Raw genomic sequence first — 18,943 nt, 5'->3', positions numbered from 1 at the left:
AACTCTCGGTTCCTGGTGAGGAGGAGCGCCCCCGGGACCCTGGGGGAGAGGGCCCGCCGCGAAGGCGGGGACTTACTGCGAGGGCCGTGCGGCCGACGGCTCGAGGTCGCTCAGGGCGTTCAGGGCACGGTCGGTGATCTCCTCGGGGGTTCCCGAGACATCCACCAGGACCCCCGCCTCGTCCGACTCCAGCGGCTGCAGCGTGGCGAACTGGGAGTCCAGCAGCGCGGTGGGCATGAAGTGCCCCTGCCGGTGCGCCATCCGGTCCTCGATGAGGGCGCGGTCGCCTGTCAGATGAACGAAGACGACGTCGGGGGCCGCGGCCCGCAGCCGGTCGCGGTACCCCCGCTTCAGCGCCGAGCTGCTGACCACCCCGCCGAGCCCCGCGCGCCCGTGCGCCCAGGCGCCGATGGCGTCCAGCCATGGCCACCGGTCCTCGTCGGTGAGCGGAACACCCGCCGACATCTTGGCGATGTTGGCCGGGGGGTGAAAGTCGTCGCCCTCGGCGTACGGAACGCCGAGCCGGGCCGCCAGCAGGGGACCGATCGTGGTCTTGCCGGTACCCGCGACGCCCATGACCACGACCACGTGGGGGGTGCGCACTTGCTGCATCGTCCTCTCGCTGTCTTCGTCGACATCTGATGCCGACGGACACTGAAACCGATTAGGTACGACGAATTCAAGTGAGTGTGACGAATAAGTCTGACTTTTTCATCGGGTGATCCGCCCCGTAACCTGAGCGCATGAGCACACCGGGCCGGGGGCTTCACGGCCATGTACTGGACACCCTCGGCCCCGCGATCACCGCGGGCGACCACCCGCCGGGCAGCGTTCTGCGTACGGACGAACTGGCCCAGCACTTCGAGGTGTCACGCTCCGTGATGCGCGAGGCGGTGCGGGTTCTGGAGTCGATGCACCTGGTGGAGTCCCGCCGCCGGGTCGGCGTCAGGGTCCGCCCCAAGTCCGAGTGGAACGTCTACGACCCGCAGGTCATCCGGTGGCGTCTGGCCGGCGCCGACCGCCCGCACCAGTTGCGCTCGCTGACCATCCTGCGCTCGGCGATCGAGCCGGCGGCCGCGGGCCTGGCCGCGCACAACGCCACGCCCGAACAGTGCGCCGAACTCACCGAGTGCGCGCTGGGCATGGTCGCGAACTCACGTGGTCACAAGCTGAACAGCTATCTGGTCCACGACGTCGCCTTCCACCGGGTGATCCTGGACGCCTCGGGCAATGAGATGTTCGCCCGGCTCGGCGACGTCGTCGCGGAGGTTCTGACCGGCCGGACCCATCACGACGTCATGTTCGAGGACCCCGACCCGGCGGCGGTCACGCTGCACGTCCAGGTCGCCGAGGCGGTACGGGAGGGTGACGCGGCCCGGGCGGAACAGCTGACCCGTGAGATCGCCGTCGGCGCGCTGCGCGAGCTGGACATCCTGGCCCCCTGACCAAGCGCCCCGACCGGGCCCCGGTGGCAACGGGCGTTACTCCACGAAGTCTCCGTCGACATACACCCACGCCCCGTCGACCCGCTCGAACCGACTGTGTTCGTGCAGCGAACCACCCTGGTACGAGGCCCGGAAGGTCACGGTCCCCGTGGAGTGGAACGCCGAGCCGTCCGTCGTGGCCAGAACCTCCAGCCCGGTCCACCGCATCCCCGGGTCGAGATCGAGCCGGGCCGGCCGGGTACGCGGATGCCAGGTGCGCAGCAGATACCCCGCGTCCAGCCGCACGAAAGCGCTGTACCGCGACCGCATCAGCGCCTCGGCGGTCGGCGCGAGGGCAGCACCCACGGGGGTCCCCCCGGCCGAGTGTGTTCGAGGCTGGAGGAGGAAACGGCCGCAGCACTTCTCGTACGCCTCGGGTAGGCCGCACGGACAGGAACGCGTGGTCATGACCGCCATTGTGCCCGCTGCGACGGGAGCCCCGTCGGCAGGCCCAAGACAGTGCCACCTCCCTGACCGCGCGCCCCGATGTGCCACCGCGGGCCCTGGATCGCCCGCCCCGTGCGGCAGGCGCCCATCGGAGTCACAGTGGAAGGGGGCCGCGCCCCCGCTTGTCCCGCACGGCTGAGGAGGGACGGACGATGACCAGAGCCACCGGCAGCCGGCCTCCGTCCGCCAAGGAGTGGACGCTGCGTCTCTACCTGTCCGAACACGATCCGGACACCACGGCGCGGGTCGTCCTGGACACCGGTGACAACGTGCTGGAGAGCCGTGCCGCAGCCCACCGGAACCCGGACGACACGGCGGTGCCCGAGATCGGTGACGAACTCGCCGTCGGCCGGGCACTGGTGGCGCTGGGCCGACAGCTGCTCCAGACAGCCGCGGGTGACATCAAGGCGGTCGGGGCGGTGGACGAACCCTCGCCCGCGCCGCTGTGGTCCGCCCGGGAATGAGGAGGCTGAACCGTGTTCTTCATGGACCGTCTCGAAGCGGGACACCGGCTGGGGGCCCGCCTCGGGAACCTCAGGGGCGAGGACGTCGTGGTGCTCGGGCTGCCCAGAGGAGGGGTGCCGGTTGCCGCGCAGGTCGCCGAGGCGCTCGGCGCGCCACTGGACGTCTGTCTGGTCCGGAAACTGGGAGTGCCCTTCCAGCCGGAGCTGGGGATGGGGGCGATCGGCGAGGACGGCGTGCGCGTGATCAACGACGTGGTGGTGCGTGACGCGCGCGTCACTCCGGAAGAACTGGCGCAGGTGGAGGACCGCGAGCGCGAGGTGATGGAGCGGCGGTCCCGGCTCTACCGGGGCTCGCGTACGCCGGTCGGTATCGCGGGGCGGACCGTGGTCGTGGTCGACGACGGGGTGGCCACCGGATCCACCGCGCGGGCGGCCTGCCGCATCGCCCGGGCCCGCGGCGCGGCGCGGATCGTGCTGGCGGTCCCCGTCGCGCCGCAGGACTGGACCGAGCGGCTGGGCGGGGACGCCGACGAACTGGTCTGCCTCGAGACGCCACGGGACTTCTACGCGATCGGGCAGTTCTACGCAGACTTCTCCCAGGTCGACGACGAGGAGGTCGCCGCCTGCCTGGAGCGGGCGACGGGCCGCCCACACGGATCCGCCACCCGTGCCGGGCGCGCGGACCGGGAAGTAGAGGTGATCGCCGGTGCCGTACGGCTGCGGGGCCGGTTGACCGTGCCTGAGGGCGCGGCCGGGATCGTGGTCTTCGCACACGGCAGCGGCAGCAGCCGGCGCAGCCCGCGCAACCGGTTCGTGGCCGAGGGACTGAACCTGGCCGACCTCGGGACACTGCTGTTCGACCTGCTCACCGAGGACGAGGAGCGCGACCGGGCCAACGTGTTCGACACCGGACTGCTGGCCGGACGGCTGGCCGACGCCACCGGCTGGCTGCGCGGACAGCCGGAGGCCGAGGGAACGGCCATCGGGTACTTCGGCGCCAGCACCGGCGCTGCCGCCGCCCTGTGGGCCGCCGCGGAGCCGGAGACACACGTCGCCGCGGTCGTCTCGCGCGGCGGCCGGCCCGACCTCGCCGGATCCCGGCTGCCCGCGGTCACGTCCCCGACGCTGCTCATCGTCGGCGGCGCCGACCTGACGGTGCTCGACCTCAACCGGCAGGCGCAGGCCCAGTTGCGCTGCGAGAACCGGCTCGCGATCGTCCCCGGTGCCACACACCTGTTCGAGGAACCGGGAACACTGGAGATGGTGACCGACCTGGCCCGCGACTGGTTCACCGACCACATGGCACCCGCCCACGTCTAGTGCCGCGACCGGGAAGCTCGCGGCATCCGGTGCGGCGCATCGCATGGAACCCGTACCGGAAGTCCCGGCCGTCCCGAGACACCCGGACGAGCCCTTCGCATACGGCCGGTGCGCGCATTAGCGTGAAAGCATGGACAAGGGTGCGGTCACCCTGTTCCTCGGCGGTGACGTGATGCTCGGTCGGGGCGTCGACCAGATCCTCCCGCACCCCGGTGACCCGGCGCTGCGGGAGACGTACATCCACGACGCCCGGAGCTACGTCGGCCTGGCCGAGGTCGCGAACGGGCCGATTCCGCGGCCGGTCGGCTTCCACTGGCCCTGGGGCGAGGCACTGTCGGTCCTGGAGGACGCCGCGCCCGACGTACGCGTGATCAATCTCGAGACCGCCGTGACCAGGGGCGGGGAGTTCGCCCCCGGCAAAGGCGTCCACTACCGGATGAACCCGGCCAACCTGCCGTGCCTGGCCGCAGCCCGCCCCGACGTCTGCGCCCTGGCCAACAACCATGTGCTCGATTTCGGCCGGGGAGGCCTCGATGAAACGCTCGACGCCCTGGCGGAGGCGGGGCTGCGGACGGCGGGGGCCGGCCGGGATGCGGCCGCGGCGAGACGGCCGGCGATCGTCCCCCTGGGCCCAGGGGGACGGGTGTTGGTCTTCTGCTTCGGGATGCCCTCCAGCGGGGTCCCGCACGGCTGGGCAGCAACCGACGAGCAGGCCGGTGTCGACTTCGTCGCGGGGCCGTCGACGGCGGCCGCCGCCCGATTCGCCGACCGTCTGCGGCAGGTGAGACAACCGGGCGACATCACGGTCGTCTCCGTCCACTGGGGCCCCAACTGGGGCTACGACGTCTCCCACGCCGAGGTCCGCTTCGCCCACGCACTCGTCGACGCGGGTGCGGACATCGTGCACGGACACTCCTCGCACCATCCGCGCCCGCTGGAGGTGTACCGGGACAGGCTCGTCCTGTACGGCTGCGGCGACCTCGTCGACGACTACGAGGGCATCGGCGGTTACGACCGGTACCGGGACGACCTGCGGCTGCTCTACCTGGTGTCGGTGGAGCCGGGCACCGGCCGACTGACCGGCACGCGCATCGTCACCCTCCAGGCGCGTCGGATGCGCCTGGAGCACGCGTCGGCCGAGGACGCCGAGTGGCTGCGTACCGTCCTCGACACCTACAGCCGGGACATGGGCACGCGCGTCGACCGCGGGCCCGACGGCACGCTCACGCTCCGGTCGACCGGCGAAGGAGACATGTGACCCGGGGCGGCCCCGCTGGTCAGACGGACCCGTTCTTGTGGAGGAACCGGCGCAGACGGCCGAGCGGCCAGGTGTTGACGATGTCCTGCGGGGTGAGCCAGCCGCGTTGTGCGGTGCCGACGCCGAAGCGCAGATAGGTGAGGTGGATGACGGAGTGGGCGTCGGTGTTCACGGCGAACTTCGCGCCGTACCGCTTGGCGCGCAGGATGTCCTCGTCGCACAGGTCGAGCCGGTCGGGCTGGGCGTTGATCTCCAGCGCGGTGCCGGTGCGGGCGCACGCGGCGAACACCGCGTCCCAGTCGGCGTCCACCTGCGGCCGCTTGCCGATCAGCCGGGTGGTCGGGTGACCGATGACGTTGATGTGCGGGTTCTCGCAAGCCCGTACGAGCCGCCTGGTCATGGCCTTGCGGTCAAGGTCGAAGTGGGAGTGCAGGGAGGCCACGCAGAGGTCGAACCCGGCGAGGAACTTGTCGGGCCAGTCCACCTCCCCGTCGGGACCGATGTTGAGCTCGGTCCCGTGCAGCAACCGCATCCCCTGGTGGGCGCCGTCCAGCGCCCGTAGCTGCTCCCGCTGGGCGAGGACCTTCTCGTCGGTCATGCGCTGCATGTACAGATTGGGCGCGTGGTCGGTGACCGCGTAGTACGCGTAGCCGCGTTCGGCGGCGGCCGCCACCATCGTCTCCAGCGGCGCGAGACCGTCGGTGAGGTCCGTGTGGGTGTGCAGGTCACCGCGGATCTTCCGCTCGGTCACCACCTCGGGCAGCTCTTCGCGCAGGGCGGCCTCGATCTCGCCGCGGTCCTCACGCAGCGTGGGCGGGATCCACGGCAGACCGAGCCGGGCGTACACCTCCTCCTCGGAGCGGGAGGCGAGGGACTCGTCGCTCTCCGCGTCGAACAGGCCGTATTCGGACAGTTTCAGTCCCTGGCGGACGGCGATGGTGCGGGTGCGGATGTTGTGGGCCTTGGAACCGGTGAAGTACTGCAGCCCTGCGCCCCACGAGTCCGGCGGCAGGACCCGCAGATCGACCTGGACGCCCTTGGTGGTGCGGATCGACGTCTTCTTCGCACCGTGGGCGATCACCTCGGCGGTGGACGGCAGTGCGGCGAGTGCGTCCATGAAGGGGGCGGACCGCCGGGCGGCGACAAGGATGTCGATGTCGCCGATGGTCTCCTTCATGCGACGCAGCGACCCGGCGTAGGTGCAGCGCCGGCAGCCCTTCACCTCGGAGAGTTCGGCGACGATGCCCTCGGCGGCGTCCATGGCGAGGTGCAGCGGGATGCGCCCGCCCGCCTGCTGCAGGAGGGCGATGCCGTGCAGGATGTTCTCCTGCGTCTTCTCACCGAAGCCCTTGAGATCGTGCAGTGCGTCCGCCTCGATGGCGGCGGCCAGCTCGTTCACCGAGGAGATGTGCAGGTCCTCGTAGAGCCGCAGGGCCTTCTTCGGACCGAGTGTGGGGATCGTGATCAGTTCCCGTACCCCGGCGGGGATCTTCGACCGGCGATCCTCGACCACCGAGACGGTGCCGGTACGCAGGTACTCGACCACCTTCTCGGCGATCGACCTGCCCACGTTCGGGATCTCCCGCAACCCGTCGGCGTCCAGACGGGAGATGTCGTCGGGGTAGCCGCCGATGGCACGCGCCGCCTTCTCGTAGGCGCGCGCCTTGAAGGCGTCGCCTCCCGTGATCGCGATGAGGTCCGCGTACTCCTGAAGGAGCGCCTCGACCTCTTCGTTGGGCCGGGCCACATCCCAAAGTCTAGAAACGGTCGCGCCCAAGGGGCCAGCGGGGAGGGATGGCTGTCCCCTTTTCGCCGATGTCAGTAAGTGCGCGGTGTACCGGTCGGCCCAGGGGGCGGATCACGCACCAGAAAAGCAGAAAACCCCAGGGGAACTGGGGTCTCAGCTGGTGTCCGAGGGGGGACTTGAACCCCCACGCCCGATAAAGGGCACTAGCACCTCAAGCTAGCGCGTCTGCCATTCCGCCACCCGGACAAGGTGTCTGTCTCGCGGGCTTCCCCGCGGCGACGAAGGAAACATTACCAGGCTTTCAGGGGTGTTCGATCACTCCCCCGTTCCGTCGTGAACGGCCTGCGATGGGCCGGGACCGGTCTTGGGCTGTGGGGGTGGCCAGGGGGAGGATGAGGGGACCACCAGCAGCGACAGCGGGAGGAACCAGCGTGACCCACACGGACACGGCCAGGAACGTCACTGGCGAGGACGAGGTCGTGGACCTCTGCCGCGAGCTGATCCGGATCGACACCAGCAACTACGGTGACCACTCGGGGCCGGGCGAGCGCAGGGCCGCGGAGTACGTCGCCGAGAAGCTCGCCGAGGTGGGGCTCGAGCCGCAGATCTTCGAGTCGCACCAGGGCCGTGCCTCCACGGTGGCCCGGATCGAGGGAGAGGACTCCTCGCGGCCCGCGCTGCTGATTCACGGCCACACCGACGTCGTGCCGGCCAACGCGCAGGACTGGACGCACCACCCGTTCTCCGGCGAGATCGCCGACGGGTGCGTGTGGGGGCGCGGCGCGGTCGACATGAAGGACATGGACGCCATGACGCTGGCGGTCGTCCGTGACCGGCTGCGCAGTGGGCGCAGGCCGCCGCGCGACATCGTCCTCGCCTTCCTGGCGGACGAGGAGGCCGGTGGCACCTGGGGCGCCCGGCACCTGGTCGACAAGCACCCGGATCTCTTCGACGGGGTCACCGAGGCGATCGGCGAGGTCGGCGGGTTCTCCTTCACGGTCAACGAGAAGCTGCGGCTGTATCTCGTGGAGACCGCGCAGAAGGGCATGCACTGGATGAAGCTGACCGTGGACGGCACCGCCGGTCACGGTTCGATGATCCACAAGGACAACGCCATCACCGAGCTGTCCGAGGCCGTCGGCCGCCTGGGCCGGTACCAGTTCCCGGTGCGGGTGACCAGGACCCTACGGCACTTCCTCGACGAACTCGGTGACGCGCTCGGTACCGAACTCGACCCCGAGAACATGGACGAGACGCTCGCCAAGCTCGGCGGCATCGCCAAGCTCATCGGCGCCTCGCTGCAGAACACCGCCAACCCGACGCAGTTGGGCGCCGGTTACAAGGTGAACGTGATCCCGGGACAGGCCACCGCGCATATCGACGGGCGCTATCTGCCGGGCTACGAGGAGGAGTTCCTCGCCGACCTCGACCGCATCCTGGGCCCGCGGGTCAAGCGCGAGGACGTGCACACGGACAAGGCGCTGGAGACCACCTTCGACGGGGCGCTGGTCGAGGCCATGCAGACGGCCCTGTCCGCCGAGGACCCGATCGCCCGCGCCGTGCCGTACATGCTGTCGGCCGGCACCGACGCCAAGTCCTTCGCCGACCTCGGCATCCGCTGCTTCGGCTTCGCGCCGCTGAAACTGCCGCCGGAGCTGGACTTCGCGGGCATGTTCCACGGTGTCGACGAGCGTGTTCCGGTGGATGCGCTGAAGTTCGGTGTGCGCGTTCTCGATCGTTTCATCGACGCGTCCTGAGCGTTCGCACCGCTCCGAACTCCCTTCGCTTTGTCCGACCTTGGTCGGTGAAGCGAGACTCTGCAATTCGGCAGTGCGTACGGGAGAGGGCTAGGACGGGTGAATGCGTCCATACGCTCGTAGCCTCATTACTCCCTCCTCGTTACAGGTGATGTGGTCCGAGGCTTGGATCGCTTTTGCCAACAAGGAGGAATGATGATCAAGAAGGTCGTCGCTGCTGCGGCTGCCACTGGTGGTCTGGTTCTCGCGGGTGCGGGCCTGGCCGTCGCCGACTCGGGTGCGCAGGGTGCCGCCGTGCACTCCCCGGGCATCCTGTCCGGCAACGTTGTCCAGGTTCCGGTGCACGTCCCGGTGAACGTCTGCGGCAACACGATCTCGGTGATCGGGCTGCTGAACCCCACCTTCGGCAACACCTGCGTCAACCACTGACGTTGTGCCTCACCCCACGAGGGGCCCCACCCCGTGGGGGTATGAGTCCGTCGGCCCCGGAGTGCGTGCCGCGCTCCGGGGCCGACCGGTTCCTCCGTGCCCGCGCAAGCAGCCTGCGGGCACGTTCCGGAAGGTCCACGACAAGGTTGAAGGTAGGGAATCAGCAATGCGACAGGTCACCCGCAAGGGCCTGATGACCGTGGCGGCGGCGACCGGCGTCCTCGCCGTCACCGGCGGCTATGCGCACGCCGACTCGGGTGCGAACGGAGCGGCCGCCGGCTCGCCCGGTGTGCTCTCGGGCAACACGGTGCAGGTGCCCGTACACGTTCCGGTCAACGTCTGCGGCAACACCGTGAACGTGATCGGGCTGCTCAACCCGGCAACAGGCAACGCCTGCGCCAACATCGGCGGAGGCAGCCACTCCCGCGGCGGAGGCGGTGCGCACGCGGGCGGGCGCACCAGTGACTCCCCGGGAGTCGGCTCCGGGAACACCGTGCAGGTGCCGGTGGACGTGCCCGTCAACGTCTGCGGCAACAGCGTGAACGTGGTCGGCCTCGGCAACGGGGCGGGCGGCAACCGCTGCGCCAATACGGGCGGCGGCCACTGGACCACCCCGCCCGGCGGCGGGAGCGGCACCACGCCTCCCGGCACGCCCGAGCACCCGGGCCACCCTGGTCACCCGAGCCACCCCGGTCACCCGGGCCATCCGTGTCCCCCGGATCACTCGGGCCACCACCCTGGTCATCCCGGTCACCCGACTCACCCCGGTCACCCGGCTCACCCTGGTCACCCGAGCCGCCCCAGTCACCCGGGATACCCCAGCACGCCCCAGCAGCCGATCAACTGGGGCTCCAGCCATATCAAGCACCCTGGTACGCAGCACCTCAGCCAGCCCCAGGGCGCCGCACAGCTCGCTCACACCGGTAGCGAGCTGCCCGTCGGCATGCTGGTACCGGCCGCTGCGGGAGCGCTGCTCGGCGGTGCGCTGCTCTACCGCAGGGCGCGCGCGCACGTGTGACCAAGACAGCGGGAGCGCCCACGGAGGCGTCCCGGCGCCCACGGAACGTCAGATCGTGCCCTACACATCACGGTCTGACACCGCGCCCGCCGCATCCCTCCCCGTGCGGCTTGCGGAACGGAAACGGATCGGGCCCCGCCACAGCGGGGCCCGATCCGTTTCAGCCGCCTTCCGTCACCACGTGGCGCGCACCTGGCGGATGATCCGCCGACGCAACCGCACCCTGCGGCTGCCGTCACGCAGCAGGCTCAGGCGGTCCAACTCCCAGTGTCCGTATTCGGCATGGTCTGTCAGCAGGCGCGTGGCCTCCTTGCGGGAGACGCCGCGCGGTACGTACACGTCGACAAATTCGTATTCCGGCATCGCATCTATTGTGCGGGCTGGGGCCCGCTACGGATAGCGTCTGCACTATGTCTGATGCTGCGCAGCCCACCGCTGCCGAGGTACGCGCCGCCGCCGAGGCGGTCAAGACCGCGCTCGACCGCCACCTGGCCGCGGTCGAGCGCAGGACGGGCGAGGACGACCCGGCCGTCTACGAGGCGTTCAACGAGTTGGCCGCGGCGGCCGAGGAGTACGACGAACTCCTCTACGACCGCTACGACGAGGTCACGCCTTTCGAGATCCCCGGGGTGGAAGAGCCGCTCCCGCCGTACCTGGGCCCCGAAGAACCGAACGCGCTGAGCGTGCTGATCCGCCGGGACTACACGGTGGTGGAGCCGCAGCGGCTCCTTTCGCAGGCGGAGCGCGTGGAGGCCGCGGAGGAGGAGGGGACGCCGGAGCCCTCGGCCGGCACGGTCCACGGCGCGCTCGGTGTCCTCTTCGGTGAGTTCGAACCGGACGAGATCGCCTCCCGGCACAAGGAGTTCGGCCTGGAGGAGGGTGACTCCACGCTGTGGGTGACAGCCGCGGACGAACCGGCGGAGCCGGGCGAATGGCTGGAGAACCCCTTCGAACCGGTCGATCCGCAGCGGGTCGTCTGCCGGTTCGACATCAGCGCCGTCTTCGACGAGGAGCCGGAGGACGACGACCTGGAGGACGACCTCGGACCCGATCCCGAACTGGACGGTGACCTGGACGACGACGAGGACGTGGAGCCGCTGGACGCCGACCGCTAGCGCCCTACCGCCCGAAAGCCCAAGACGCTTGGCGGTGGCGGTGCCGGACGGGCCTCAGGCCGGTTCGGCACCGTCGGGCTCCGCTCAGTCGGCCGTCGGCACCTGGGGGCGCAGCAGCACGGGCAAGCGCGTGGTCCGCGGCTTGGCGGGAACCTCGGCCACCGCCCGGGGCAGTGCCTGTTCCACCCCGTGCACAACGGAAAGGTGGCCGACCGCCCGGCCGAAGGCCGTGTACACCCAGGGTCGGGTGAGCGCCTGAGCGGCGTCACCGGGGAGCACCACGACCACCGCCCGCCACTGCTGCCCCACCGCCTGGTGCGCGGTCACCGCCCATCCATGCCGCACGGACTGCCCCACCTGCTCCTTGGGCACGACGACGGGGGCACCCGAGCACTCCAGGTGCAGCCCCTCGCTATCCGCCTTCACGACATGGCCCGGCAGCGTACGGCCCGGGGCGGGGGAGTAGGCGATCCGGTCGCCCGGGTCAAAGCCGCCGAAGCGGCCGGGGCCGGGGTTGAGCCGCTCCTTGAGTGCCGCGTTCAGCGCACGGGTGCCTGCCGCCCCGCCATGGCCAGGCGTGATCACCTGCGTCTGCTCGGCCGGGACGCCGAGGGCACGCGGCACCGAGTCCGCGACCAGTTGCACGGTCCGGTGCACCGCCTCGCCGGCGTCCCGCACCGGCACGATCACGACCTCCTTACCGGGCGCGTCGACCTGCGGGAGCTCACCGATGCCGATCGCGGAGACCAACTCGCCGATCGGGCCGGGGTCGGGGGTGCGTTGGGCGATCTGCGGGCACACGCGGGCGGCGAGCAGATCCGCGAACACCCGTCCCGGACCGGCCGACCCCAGTACCCCCGGATCTCCGCTCAGCACCAGCCGGGCGCCGTCGGGCAGCGACTCGACGAGCAGGGCCGCCGTCTCGACGTCCAACTGGGGCGCGTCGAGCACGATCAGCAGATCGAGGTCCAACGCCCCGTCCGCGTCCCGGCCCGGGCCCTCCGCACCGGAGAGGATTTCTGCCACCGTGGCGAGCGCCGGAGGCGTCCGCTCCACGGGGGCGTCCGGAAGACCGGGCCGGTCGAGCAGTGCGGCGAAGGGACGTCGGCCGGCCGGACTGTGCACGGCGGCCCAGACCCGCACGCCGAGCCGGTGTGCCGCCTGCAGCAGCGTCGCCGGATCGATGCGGGAGGCCTCCCCGCCGGTGTGGAGCACCAGGCCGTGGCCCGCGACCGCGCGGATCAGCTCTGCGGCACAGCCATGCGCCGATCCGGCTGCCCGCTCCCAGTCCTCGGCCGAACCGGCCTCCTTCGGCACGGAGTTGATCAGCCGGGCCAGTCCGTCGGCGAGGCTCTCCTCCGCGAGCGCGTACCGCTCCAGACCGATCAGCACGCGGACCGGGCGGTCCTCCTCCTCGTCGGCAACCGGCGCGGTCGTCTCCAGGGCGTCCTCGAAGACGAGAGCCTCGCCCTCGGCGATCGCGCTGTGGACCGCGGCCTCGGGGTCCGGCACCGAGCGCTGGGCGAGCGCGGCCTCGAGGGCGGGGGCCTCCAGCGCGGTGTGCCCGGCCAGGGCCGCCTGCTCCAACAGCCAGACCGTCATCGCACGGGCCCGGCGCTCGTCCTCCGGGCGGCACTCCGCGCCGAGCAGTGCCCGGGCGAATCCGTCGGCCTGCTCGGGCCGCACGCCGACGACCCGCAGCAACTGCCAAGGGTCCGCGCGCAGTCGCGCGTCCGCGCCCTCGCCGAGGGTCGCGGCGACCCGGGGCGCGAGGGAGTCGGGGGCGCCGCCCTCGACCAGGACCGCACGGACTGCCGCGACGGCCTCCGCGGCAGGGCCCGTCGGCGCGACCGGGGGCGCCACGGGCTGCGGGCGCCGTGCGGGCTCGGGTGCCGCGGGTCGCCGGGGAGCGGGTGACGGCCCGCCGGTCACGGGTGACACCGGCCTCTCACCGCTCTCCACGGCCCGCACTGCCGCCAGCAGGTCGGCTGCCTTTCCACTGAGCTTCCCGCCGGCCTCGACCGGCCCCTTCTTCTCCGCCTTCCGCTGCTCGATCCGTTCCCGCTCGACCCGCTGAGCGGCCAGCTCGGCCTCGGCCTCGGACATCTGGGACCCGTCGCCCTCGCGGGCGACCGTGTCCTGAGAGCCGTCGTGGCTCGGTGCGTCGGTCGGCGCCCCGGAGTCCTCGCGGGCCGCGGACGCCGATCCTCGGTCCTCGGGCGCCGCCCCCGGGTCTTCTGGCACCGATCCGCCGCCGTCCACGCCCCCGCCCGTCCCGGTCCCGGCCTCGTCGGCCGGTTCCCCCGGCCGGGGGGCCGTCTCCGTGGTTTCCGGGTCCGTGCTCACAGCGTGCTCCAGTCGTGATCGGGATAGCGGTGCACCGGGGCCGACACATCGTCCAGCGCCCGGCAGATCTCGTCAGGAAGACTAAGCGCCTCCACTGACAAAGCCGCCGTGAGCTGCTGCGCATTGCGCGCACCGATGATCGGGGCGACCACGCCCGGCCGGTCGCGGACCCATGCCAACGCCACCTGGAGCGGTGTCGTGGCCAGCCCGTCGGCGGCCGTCTGCACAGCGTCGACGATGCCGCTCGCCGTGTCGTCCAGGTACGGAGCGACGAACGGGGCCAGATGCTCCGACGCCCCCCGTGAGTCGGGCGGCGTCGCGTTCCGGTACTTGCCCGTCAGCACGCCCCGGCCCAGCGGGGAGGACGGCAGCAGTCCCACCCCCAGGTCCAGCGCCGCCGGCAGCACCTCGCGCTCCACTCCGCGCTGCAGCAGCGAGTACTCCATCTGGGTGCTCGCGATCCGGGTCCGTACCCCAGGCACCGCGAGCTGCCAGGTCGCCGCCTTGGCGAGCTGCCAGCCGCAGAAGTTGGACACGCCCGCATAGCGCGCCCGGCCGCTGCTGACCGCCAGGTCGAGCGCCTGCAGGGTCTCCTCCAGCGGGGTGGCGGCGTCGAAGGCGTGGATGTGCCACAGGTCGACGTAGTCCGTGCCGAGGCGGGAGAGCGAGGCGTCCAGTGCGGCGAGCAGATGGCCGCGCGAGGTGTCGAAGCGGCGGTCGGGGTCGGGCACGCTCCCCGCCTTCGTGGCGATGACCAGATCCTGGCGCGGTACGAGCCCGTCCACGAGCTTCCCCAGCAGATACTCGGCCTCCCCGTCCCCGTACACGTCCGCGGTGTCGACGAGGGTCCCGCCCGCCTCCCAGAACACCTTCAATTGGTCCGCGGCGCCGTGCTCGTCCGTGTCACGTCCCCAGGTCAGGGTGCCGAGTCCGATCCGGGACACACGAAGGCCGGTACGGCCGAGATGCCTCTGCTCCATGGACGCCGAGATTACGGCCTGAACTTGGCTCATGGGTGGCCTGTGGACAACCGGTTTCCGGTATGTCCGCGGCCACGCCGGTCGACTAGTGTCTCCCTCCACAAGAGACGTTACTGATCGGTAAGGGGAATCGGCCATGCAACTCGGGATCAACCTCGGCTACTGGGGCGCCGGAATGGACGCGGACAACCTCGCCGTGGCCCAGGAGGCCGACCGGCTCGGATACGCCGTGTGCTGGGCCGCCGAAGCCTACGGCTCCGACGCGGCCACCGTCCTCACCTGGGTCGCCGCGCAGACCGAGCGCATCGACGTCGGCTCCGCCATCTTCCAGATCCCGGCCCGTCAGCCCGCGATGACCGCGATGACCGCCGCCACCCTCGACTCGCTCTCCGGTGGCCGTTTCCGCCTCGGCCTCGGCGTGTCCGGTCCGCAGGTCTCCGAGGGCTGGTACGGCGTCAAGTTCGACAAGCCGCTGTCCCGCACCCGGGAGTACGTGGAGATCGTGCGCAAGGCGATGACCCGTGAGCGGCTGTCGCACGAGGGTGAACACTGGACCCTCCCGCTGCCCGGCGGCCCCGGCAAGCCGATCAAGCTGACCGTGCACCCCCAGCGCGAACACATCCCGCTCTACATCGCCGCGATCGGCCCCAAGAACCTGGAGCAGACCGGAGAGATCGCCGACGGGGCCCTCCTGATCTTCCCCTCGGCCGACCACCTCGAAGAGACCGCGATCAGGCATCTGCGTGCCGGACGCGAGAAGGCCGGCCGGACACTCGACGGCTTCGACATCTGCCCGACGCTCCCGCTCGCGGTCGGCGACGACAAGGACGTTGCGGCGCTGGCCGACATCTTCCGCCCCTACACCGCCCTGTATCTCGGCGGCATGGGCAGCTCCAAGCAGAACTTCTACAACCAGCTCGCCCAGCGGATGGGGTACGAGAAGGCGGCCGCCGAGATCCAGGACAAGTACCTGTCGGGCGACAAGCAGGGTGCCGCCGCCGCGGTCCCGCACGAGCTGATCGACCGGACCACCCTGCTCGGCTCCGTGGACCGCATCGCCGACCGGATGAAGGCGTACGCCGCAGCCGGCGTCACCACACTCACGCTGGCCCCCGCGGGCTTCACGCTGGAGGAGCGCATCGCCGCGCTCCGGGCCGGATCCGAGGCCCTGGAGCGGGCCGGGCTCGCGTGACACGAGCGGAGGGTCTCCACGGCCGCGGTGGGGGCTCGGGTGTCTTCCCCGCCACGGCCGTCACCGGGAACAACGCGTAGACGTGCTCCTGGTTACGCGCCGCCGTGCGGCCCTCCCCGTCCTTCGTTCGGCCCAGTCGTCCAGCACCCGTGTTGCCGCACTCCGGGCACCGCACTTGACTCGTCTCCGCGGACCCGGAGAGAGGCGCCAGTGATGCTTTCGGCCAAAGACCTGTTCCAGGAGATCTTCGACAACGACGATTCCTTCCGGCTCTTCTGTTCCATCGCTGCCAGTGGAGAGGCACAGGGCGGCTGGGAGAACGGGCGCATCGCCCGCCTCGTGCCGTCCGCCGAGCGGGAACTCGCGCCCAAGATCGCCCGGCACGGCGCCGACGAGGACAAACACGGGCGGATCTTCACCGCACTGATGCGCAAGCGCGGCCTGAAACCCGTCGGGGTCCCGCCCGAGACCGACTACACGATGCTCCTGGAACGGCGCGGCATCGGGCTCTCCCACGGCAAGCTCAGCAGCGAGCAACCGCTGACCGTGCAGGACATCGTCATCTACCTCGCCCACAGCAGGGTCACCGAACAGCGCGCCTCCGAGCAGATGGACCTCCTGCGCGGGTACTTCGGCGACCATCCGGAGGTGGGCCGCGGCATCAGGATGATCGCGGACGACGAGGACGACCACCTCGCCTACTGCCACGAGGAACTGCTGCGCCTGGCCTACGCGGGACACGGTCGCGCCATCCAGCGGACGCTGCGCGCGTGTGCGCTGGCCGAGATCCGCGTCCACCGCGATGTCAGCCTCGCGGTGACGACCCACATGGGACGCATTCTCGGTTGGTCCAGGGCGAAGAAGGCGGTGCTGGCGGCAGGCATCCACGCGAAGTACGCGTACGAGCGCGCCGGCGGCTGGCGTCGCATGGTCTCGCTGAGGATGCCGGAACGCCGCGACGCCCTGGGCGGGCCTGCGAGACCGGCACCGGAGTTCGCGTAGACGCGAAAGCGGGGCACGCGCGCGGGGTGCGCACCCGGTACCACAGTGGGCCGTCTTCCGGTCGCACGCGGGACTTTCGGGACAGCCCGTAGGGTGGGCGGCATGCCCACGTTGATCCTCGTCCGGCACGGACGCTCCACCGCCAACACCGCGGGACTGCTCGCCGGCTGGACGCCTGGCGTCGCCCTCGACGAGCGCGGCACCGCGCAGGCCACGGCCCTGCCAGGGCGGCTTGCCGAACTGCCGATCGCCGAGGTCGTGACGAGCCCCTTGCAGCGCTGCCAGGAGACCGTCCGGCCGCTGCTCGACGCCCGCCCCGGACTGCGTGCGCACACCGACGAACGCATCGGCGAGTGCCACTACGGCGACTGGTCCGGCCGCAAGCTCGCCGAACTGAAGGACGAGCCGCTGATGGAGGTCGTCCAGGCGCGCCCGTCGGCGGCGGTGTTCCCCGGCGGCGAGTCGATGCGGGCCATGCAGACCCGCGCCGCGGAGGCGGTACGGGAGTGGAACGCGCGCGTGGAGCGCGATCACGGCGGCGACGCCGTATACCTCATGTGCTCCCACGGCGACATCATCAAGTCACTCGTCGCGGACGCACTCGGCCTTCATCTCGACCTCTTCCAGCGGATCTCCGTCGAACCGTGTTCCATCACCGCGATCCGCTACACACGGCTGCGACCGTTTCTCGTTCGTCTCGGGGACACCGGCGATTTCGCCTCCCTCGTGCCGCGCGAGGAGCCCTCCGGTGGAGACGCCACGGTAGGAGGCGGTGCTGGCGCACCGTGATCGTCGGCCGCAGTAGGGTGAAGCGATCGAACCAGCGCAGTAGTTGTCATCAGCAGTAGTCGTCAGTAACCGAAGCGGGCCGGCGCGGTCAGCCAGCCCCGATCCCGATCCCGATCCAATGGAGACAGGACGTGTCCCGTCAGGTGTTCCTCTACGACCCCCCGGACCGTTTCGTGGCCGGCACGGTCGGGCTGCCCGGGCGCCGTACCTTCTTCCTGCAGGCCTCGGCCGGACACCGGATGACCAGCGTGGCCCTGGAGAAGACCCAGGTCGCGGCGCTCGCCGAGCGCATGGACGAGCTTCTCGACGAAGTGGTGCGCCGCAGCGGCGGCAGCGCCGCTGTACCCGCCATCCCTCCCACGGAAATCGCCGACACGGCGCCGCTGGACACCCCGATCGAAGAGGAGTTCCGCGTCGGCACCATGGCCCTGGCCTGGGACGGCGAGGAACAGCGCATGATCGTCGAGGCGCAGGCCCTCGTCGAGCTTGACGCCGACTCCGAGGAGGACCTCGCCGAGGCCGAGGAGCGGCTGCTGCAGGACGAGGAGAACGGTCCGCCGATGCTCCGGGTCCGCCTGACCGGCGTGCAGGCCAGGGCCTTCGCCAAACGTGCCCTCGATGTCGTCAACGCCGGGCGGCCGCCCTGCCCGCTGTGCAGCCTCCCGCTCGACCCGGAAGGACATGTATGTCCGCGCCAGAACGGATACCGCCGCGGAGCGTGACCACGGCCGAACTGCTCGCCGAGGGCGAGCTGACCGTACGCGGACGCATCCGCGAAGCATCCAACGCGGCGCTGTACTGCACGGTCTCGTTCGACGGGCGGCAGGCCGCCTGCATCTACAAACCCGTCGCGGGGGAGCGCCCCCTGTGGGACTTCCCGGACGGGACACTGGCGCAGCGCGAGGTCGCCGCGTACGAGGTGTCCGAGGCGACCGGCTGGGGGCTCGTGCCGCCGACCGTGCTGCGCGAAGGCCCGTACGGCGAGGGCATGTGCCAGCTGTGGGTCGAGGGGCAACCGGACGCCGAACTGCTCGCCCTGGTGGACGGTGAGGAACCGGGGGACGGCTGGAAGGCCGTCGGACTCGCCGACATCGGTGATGGCAGGACCGCTCTGCTCGTGCACGCCGACGACGAGCGGTTGCGGCGGCTCGCCGTCCTCGACGCGATCATCAACAACGCCGACCGCAAGGGCGGTCATCTGCTGCCCACCGGCGACGGACACCTGTACGGCATCGATCACGGGGTGACCTTCAACACCGAGGGCAAGCTGCGCACACTGCTGTGGGGGTGGGCGGGGGAGCCCTTGACGGGCGAGGCCGTCGAGGTACTCAAGGGGCTGAAGGGGGCTCTGGAAGAGGGCGGGGCACTGGCCGTACGGCTGGCCGGGCTGATCACCGCGGCCGAGGTGGCGGCCACGCGCGCGCGTGTGGAGGCGCTGCTGGTGTCCGGGACGCATCCGGAGCCCGGTGGGGAGTGGCCGGCGATCCCCTGGCCGCCGGTGTAAGGCGTCAGGGCGGACGGGCTCAGCGCATGCGCACAGGGAGGCGTTCCGCAAGAGCCCCTTTCCGGTCATCCGCCCGGTCCGGTTCGTACGC

At 71.0% G+C, this 18,943-nt stretch carries 19 protein-coding genes and 1 tRNA gene; 13 read left to right on the top strand and 7 right to left on the bottom strand.

Translation table 11 applies throughout. The annotated features are described in order from the left end of the window. Positions 1–72: 72 nt before the first annotated feature. Positions 73–612, bottom strand: a complete 540-nt coding sequence (locus ACWDEX_RS21535) for a gluconokinase (RefSeq protein ID WP_450465314.1) — start codon at positions 610–612, stop codon at positions 73–75. 131 nt (positions 613–743) lie between these two features. On the opposite strand from ACWDEX_RS21535, the gene ACWDEX_RS21530 reads away from it, so the two are divergent. Further along, the gene (locus ACWDEX_RS21530; RefSeq protein ID WP_450465313.1) at positions 744–1,445 is read left to right on the top strand and encodes a FadR/GntR family transcriptional regulator; all 702 of its coding nucleotides are present in this window, start codon (positions 744–746) and stop codon (positions 1,443–1,445) included. A gap of 36 nt (positions 1,446–1,481) precedes the next feature. On the opposite strand, the gene ACWDEX_RS21525 is transcribed toward ACWDEX_RS21530, so the two are convergent. Further along, positions 1,482–1,892, bottom strand: a complete 411-nt coding sequence (locus ACWDEX_RS21525; RefSeq protein ID WP_450465311.1) for a YchJ family protein — start codon at positions 1,890–1,892, stop codon at positions 1,482–1,484. Between the two features lie 191 nt (positions 1,893–2,083). On the opposite strand from ACWDEX_RS21525, the gene ACWDEX_RS21520 reads away from it, so the two are divergent. From ACWDEX_RS21520 to ACWDEX_RS21510, 3 genes are all read left to right on the top strand, one after another. Then, on the top strand, positions 2,084–2,395 hold the full coding sequence (locus ACWDEX_RS21520) for a DUF1876 domain-containing protein (RefSeq protein WP_450465310.1): 312 nt from the start codon (positions 2,084–2,086) through the stop codon (positions 2,393–2,395). Between the two features lie 12 nt (positions 2,396–2,407). Beyond that, complete coding sequence (locus tag ACWDEX_RS21515) at positions 2,408–3,715, top strand: phosphoribosyltransferase family protein (RefSeq protein WP_450465308.1); 1,308 nt, start codon at positions 2,408–2,410, stop codon at positions 3,713–3,715. Positions 3,716–3,845: 130 nt separating this feature from the next. Then, a complete protein-coding gene (locus tag ACWDEX_RS21510; RefSeq protein ID WP_450465307.1) occupies positions 3,846–4,973 on the top strand; it encodes a CapA family protein in 1,128 nt (375 codons plus the stop codon). Between the two features lie 19 nt (positions 4,974–4,992). On the opposite strand, the gene polX is transcribed toward ACWDEX_RS21510, so the two are convergent. Together polX and ACWDEX_RS21500 are read right to left on the bottom strand one after the other, a co-directional pair. Further along, positions 4,993–6,720, bottom strand: coding sequence for a DNA polymerase/3'-5' exonuclease PolX (gene polX / locus ACWDEX_RS21505; RefSeq protein ID WP_450465306.1), 1,728 nt, complete (start codon positions 6,718–6,720; stop codon positions 4,993–4,995). Positions 6,721–6,878: 158 nt separating this feature from the next. Continuing rightward, a tRNA-Leu gene (locus ACWDEX_RS21500) sits at positions 6,879–6,966 on the bottom strand. Between the two features lie 146 nt (positions 6,967–7,112). On the opposite strand from ACWDEX_RS21500, the gene ACWDEX_RS21495 reads away from it, so the two are divergent. The 3 genes from ACWDEX_RS21495 to ACWDEX_RS21485 all read left to right on the top strand — a co-directional run bounded on the left by ACWDEX_RS21495 (position 7,113) and on the right by ACWDEX_RS21485 (position 9,924). After that, the gene (locus tag ACWDEX_RS21495; RefSeq protein WP_450465305.1) at positions 7,113–8,477 is read left to right on the top strand and encodes a M20/M25/M40 family metallo-hydrolase; all 1,365 of its coding nucleotides are present in this window, start codon (positions 7,113–7,115) and stop codon (positions 8,475–8,477) included. A 195-nt stretch (positions 8,478–8,672) separates the two neighbouring features. Then, positions 8,673–8,906, top strand: a complete 234-nt coding sequence (gene chpH / locus ACWDEX_RS21490; protein WP_450465434.1) for a chaplin ChpH — start codon at positions 8,673–8,675, stop codon at positions 8,904–8,906. Between the two features lie 166 nt (positions 8,907–9,072). Continuing rightward, complete coding sequence (locus ACWDEX_RS21485) at positions 9,073–9,924, top strand: chaplin (RefSeq protein ID WP_450465304.1); 852 nt, start codon at positions 9,073–9,075, stop codon at positions 9,922–9,924. Between the two features lie 174 nt (positions 9,925–10,098). Here ACWDEX_RS21485 and ACWDEX_RS21480 read toward each other — a convergent pair whose 3' ends face one another. Then, positions 10,099–10,287, bottom strand: a complete 189-nt coding sequence (locus ACWDEX_RS21480) for a DUF5703 family protein (RefSeq protein ID WP_014671721.1) — start codon at positions 10,285–10,287, stop codon at positions 10,099–10,101. 47 nt (positions 10,288–10,334) lie between these two features. Between ACWDEX_RS21480 and ACWDEX_RS21475 the strand changes: the two genes are divergently transcribed. Next, the gene (locus ACWDEX_RS21475; protein WP_450465303.1) at positions 10,335–11,039 is read left to right on the top strand and encodes a hypothetical protein; all 705 of its coding nucleotides are present in this window, start codon (positions 10,335–10,337) and stop codon (positions 11,037–11,039) included. An 84-nt stretch (positions 11,040–11,123) separates the two neighbouring features. Here the strand turns inward: ACWDEX_RS21475 and ACWDEX_RS21470 are convergent, their stop codons facing one another. Continuing rightward, positions 11,124–13,385 carry a helix-hairpin-helix domain-containing protein gene (locus ACWDEX_RS21470; protein ID WP_450465302.1) on the bottom strand — a complete coding sequence of 754 codons (2,262 nt, stop codon included), beginning with the start codon at positions 13,383–13,385 and terminating at the stop codon, positions 11,124–11,126. Beyond that, on the bottom strand, positions 13,382–14,365 hold the full coding sequence (locus ACWDEX_RS21465) for an aldo/keto reductase (RefSeq protein ID WP_450465301.1): 984 nt from the start codon (positions 14,363–14,365) through the stop codon (positions 13,382–13,384). The genes ACWDEX_RS21470 and ACWDEX_RS21465 overlap by 4 nt, the downstream gene beginning before the upstream one ends. A gap of 136 nt (positions 14,366–14,501) precedes the next feature. Here ACWDEX_RS21465 and ACWDEX_RS21460 point away from each other — a divergent pair, with 136 nt between their 5' ends. The 5 genes from ACWDEX_RS21460 (at position 14,502) to ACWDEX_RS21440 (ending at position 18,852) form a co-directional block, all read left to right on the top strand. After that, the gene (locus ACWDEX_RS21460; RefSeq protein WP_450465300.1) at positions 14,502–15,557 is read left to right on the top strand and encodes an LLM class F420-dependent oxidoreductase; all 1,056 of its coding nucleotides are present in this window, start codon (positions 14,502–14,504) and stop codon (positions 15,555–15,557) included. 213 nt (positions 15,558–15,770) lie between these two features. Then, positions 15,771–16,559 carry a ferritin-like domain-containing protein gene (locus ACWDEX_RS21455; RefSeq protein WP_450465299.1) on the top strand — a complete coding sequence of 263 codons (789 nt, stop codon included), beginning with the start codon at positions 15,771–15,773 and terminating at the stop codon, positions 16,557–16,559. A 102-nt stretch (positions 16,560–16,661) separates the two neighbouring features. Next, complete coding sequence (locus tag ACWDEX_RS21450; RefSeq protein ID WP_450465298.1) at positions 16,662–17,348, top strand: histidine phosphatase family protein; 687 nt, start codon at positions 16,662–16,664, stop codon at positions 17,346–17,348. A 131-nt stretch (positions 17,349–17,479) separates the two neighbouring features. Continuing rightward, positions 17,480–18,070, top strand: coding sequence for a DUF3090 domain-containing protein (locus tag ACWDEX_RS21445; RefSeq protein ID WP_450465296.1), 591 nt, complete (start codon positions 17,480–17,482; stop codon positions 18,068–18,070). Continuing rightward, positions 18,034–18,852: an SCO1664 family protein gene (locus ACWDEX_RS21440; RefSeq protein WP_450465295.1), complete on the top strand. Its 819-nt coding sequence runs from the start codon at positions 18,034–18,036 to the stop codon at positions 18,850–18,852. Before ACWDEX_RS21445 ends, ACWDEX_RS21440 begins: the two co-directional genes overlap by 37 nt. Positions 18,853–18,943: the final 91 nt, after the last annotated feature.

The sequence above is a fragment of the Streptomyces sp. NPDC001020 genome (assembly GCF_053599115.1).
The sequence above is the reverse complement of the archived record's forward strand: the minus strand, read 5'-3'. Positions and strand labels throughout refer to the sequence as shown.

Bases quoted from the DNA above. Each gene is read 5' to 3' on its own strand.
- ACWDEX_RS21485 (WP_450465304.1), top strand. From the start codon at position 9,073: ATGCGACAGGTCACCCGCAAGGGCCTGATGACCGTGGCGGCGGCGACC.
- ACWDEX_RS21535 (WP_450465314.1), bottom strand. From the start codon at position 612: ATGCAGCAAGTGCGCACCCCCCACGTGGTCGTGGTCATGGGCGTCGCG.
- ACWDEX_RS21495 (WP_450465305.1), top strand. From the start codon at position 7,113: ATGAGGGGACCACCAGCAGCGACAGCGGGAGGAACCAGCGTGACCCAC.
- chpH (WP_450465434.1), top strand. From the start codon at position 8,673: ATGATCAAGAAGGTCGTCGCTGCTGCGGCTGCCACTGGTGGTCTGGTT.
- ACWDEX_RS21480 (WP_014671721.1), bottom strand. From the start codon at position 10,287: ATGCCGGAATACGAATTTGTCGACGTGTACGTACCGCGCGGCGTCTCC.
- ACWDEX_RS21440 (WP_450465295.1), top strand. From the start codon at position 18,034: ATGTCCGCGCCAGAACGGATACCGCCGCGGAGCGTGACCACGGCCGAA.
- ACWDEX_RS21465 (WP_450465301.1), bottom strand. From the start codon at position 14,365: ATGGAGCAGAGGCATCTCGGCCGTACCGGCCTTCGTGTGTCCCGGATC.
- ACWDEX_RS21525 (WP_450465311.1), bottom strand. From the start codon at position 1,892: ATGACCACGCGTTCCTGTCCGTGCGGCCTACCCGAGGCGTACGAGAAG.
- ACWDEX_RS21475 (WP_450465303.1), top strand. From the start codon at position 10,335: ATGTCTGATGCTGCGCAGCCCACCGCTGCCGAGGTACGCGCCGCCGCC.
- ACWDEX_RS21520 (WP_450465310.1), top strand. From the start codon at position 2,084: ATGACCAGAGCCACCGGCAGCCGGCCTCCGTCCGCCAAGGAGTGGACG.
- ACWDEX_RS21455 (WP_450465299.1), top strand. From the start codon at position 15,771: ATGCTTTCGGCCAAAGACCTGTTCCAGGAGATCTTCGACAACGACGAT.
- ACWDEX_RS21510 (WP_450465307.1), top strand. From the start codon at position 3,846: ATGGACAAGGGTGCGGTCACCCTGTTCCTCGGCGGTGACGTGATGCTC.
- ACWDEX_RS21450 (WP_450465298.1), top strand. From the start codon at position 16,662: ATGCCCACGTTGATCCTCGTCCGGCACGGACGCTCCACCGCCAACACC.
- ACWDEX_RS21530 (WP_450465313.1), top strand. From the start codon at position 744: ATGAGCACACCGGGCCGGGGGCTTCACGGCCATGTACTGGACACCCTC.
- ACWDEX_RS21460 (WP_450465300.1), top strand. From the start codon at position 14,502: ATGCAACTCGGGATCAACCTCGGCTACTGGGGCGCCGGAATGGACGCG.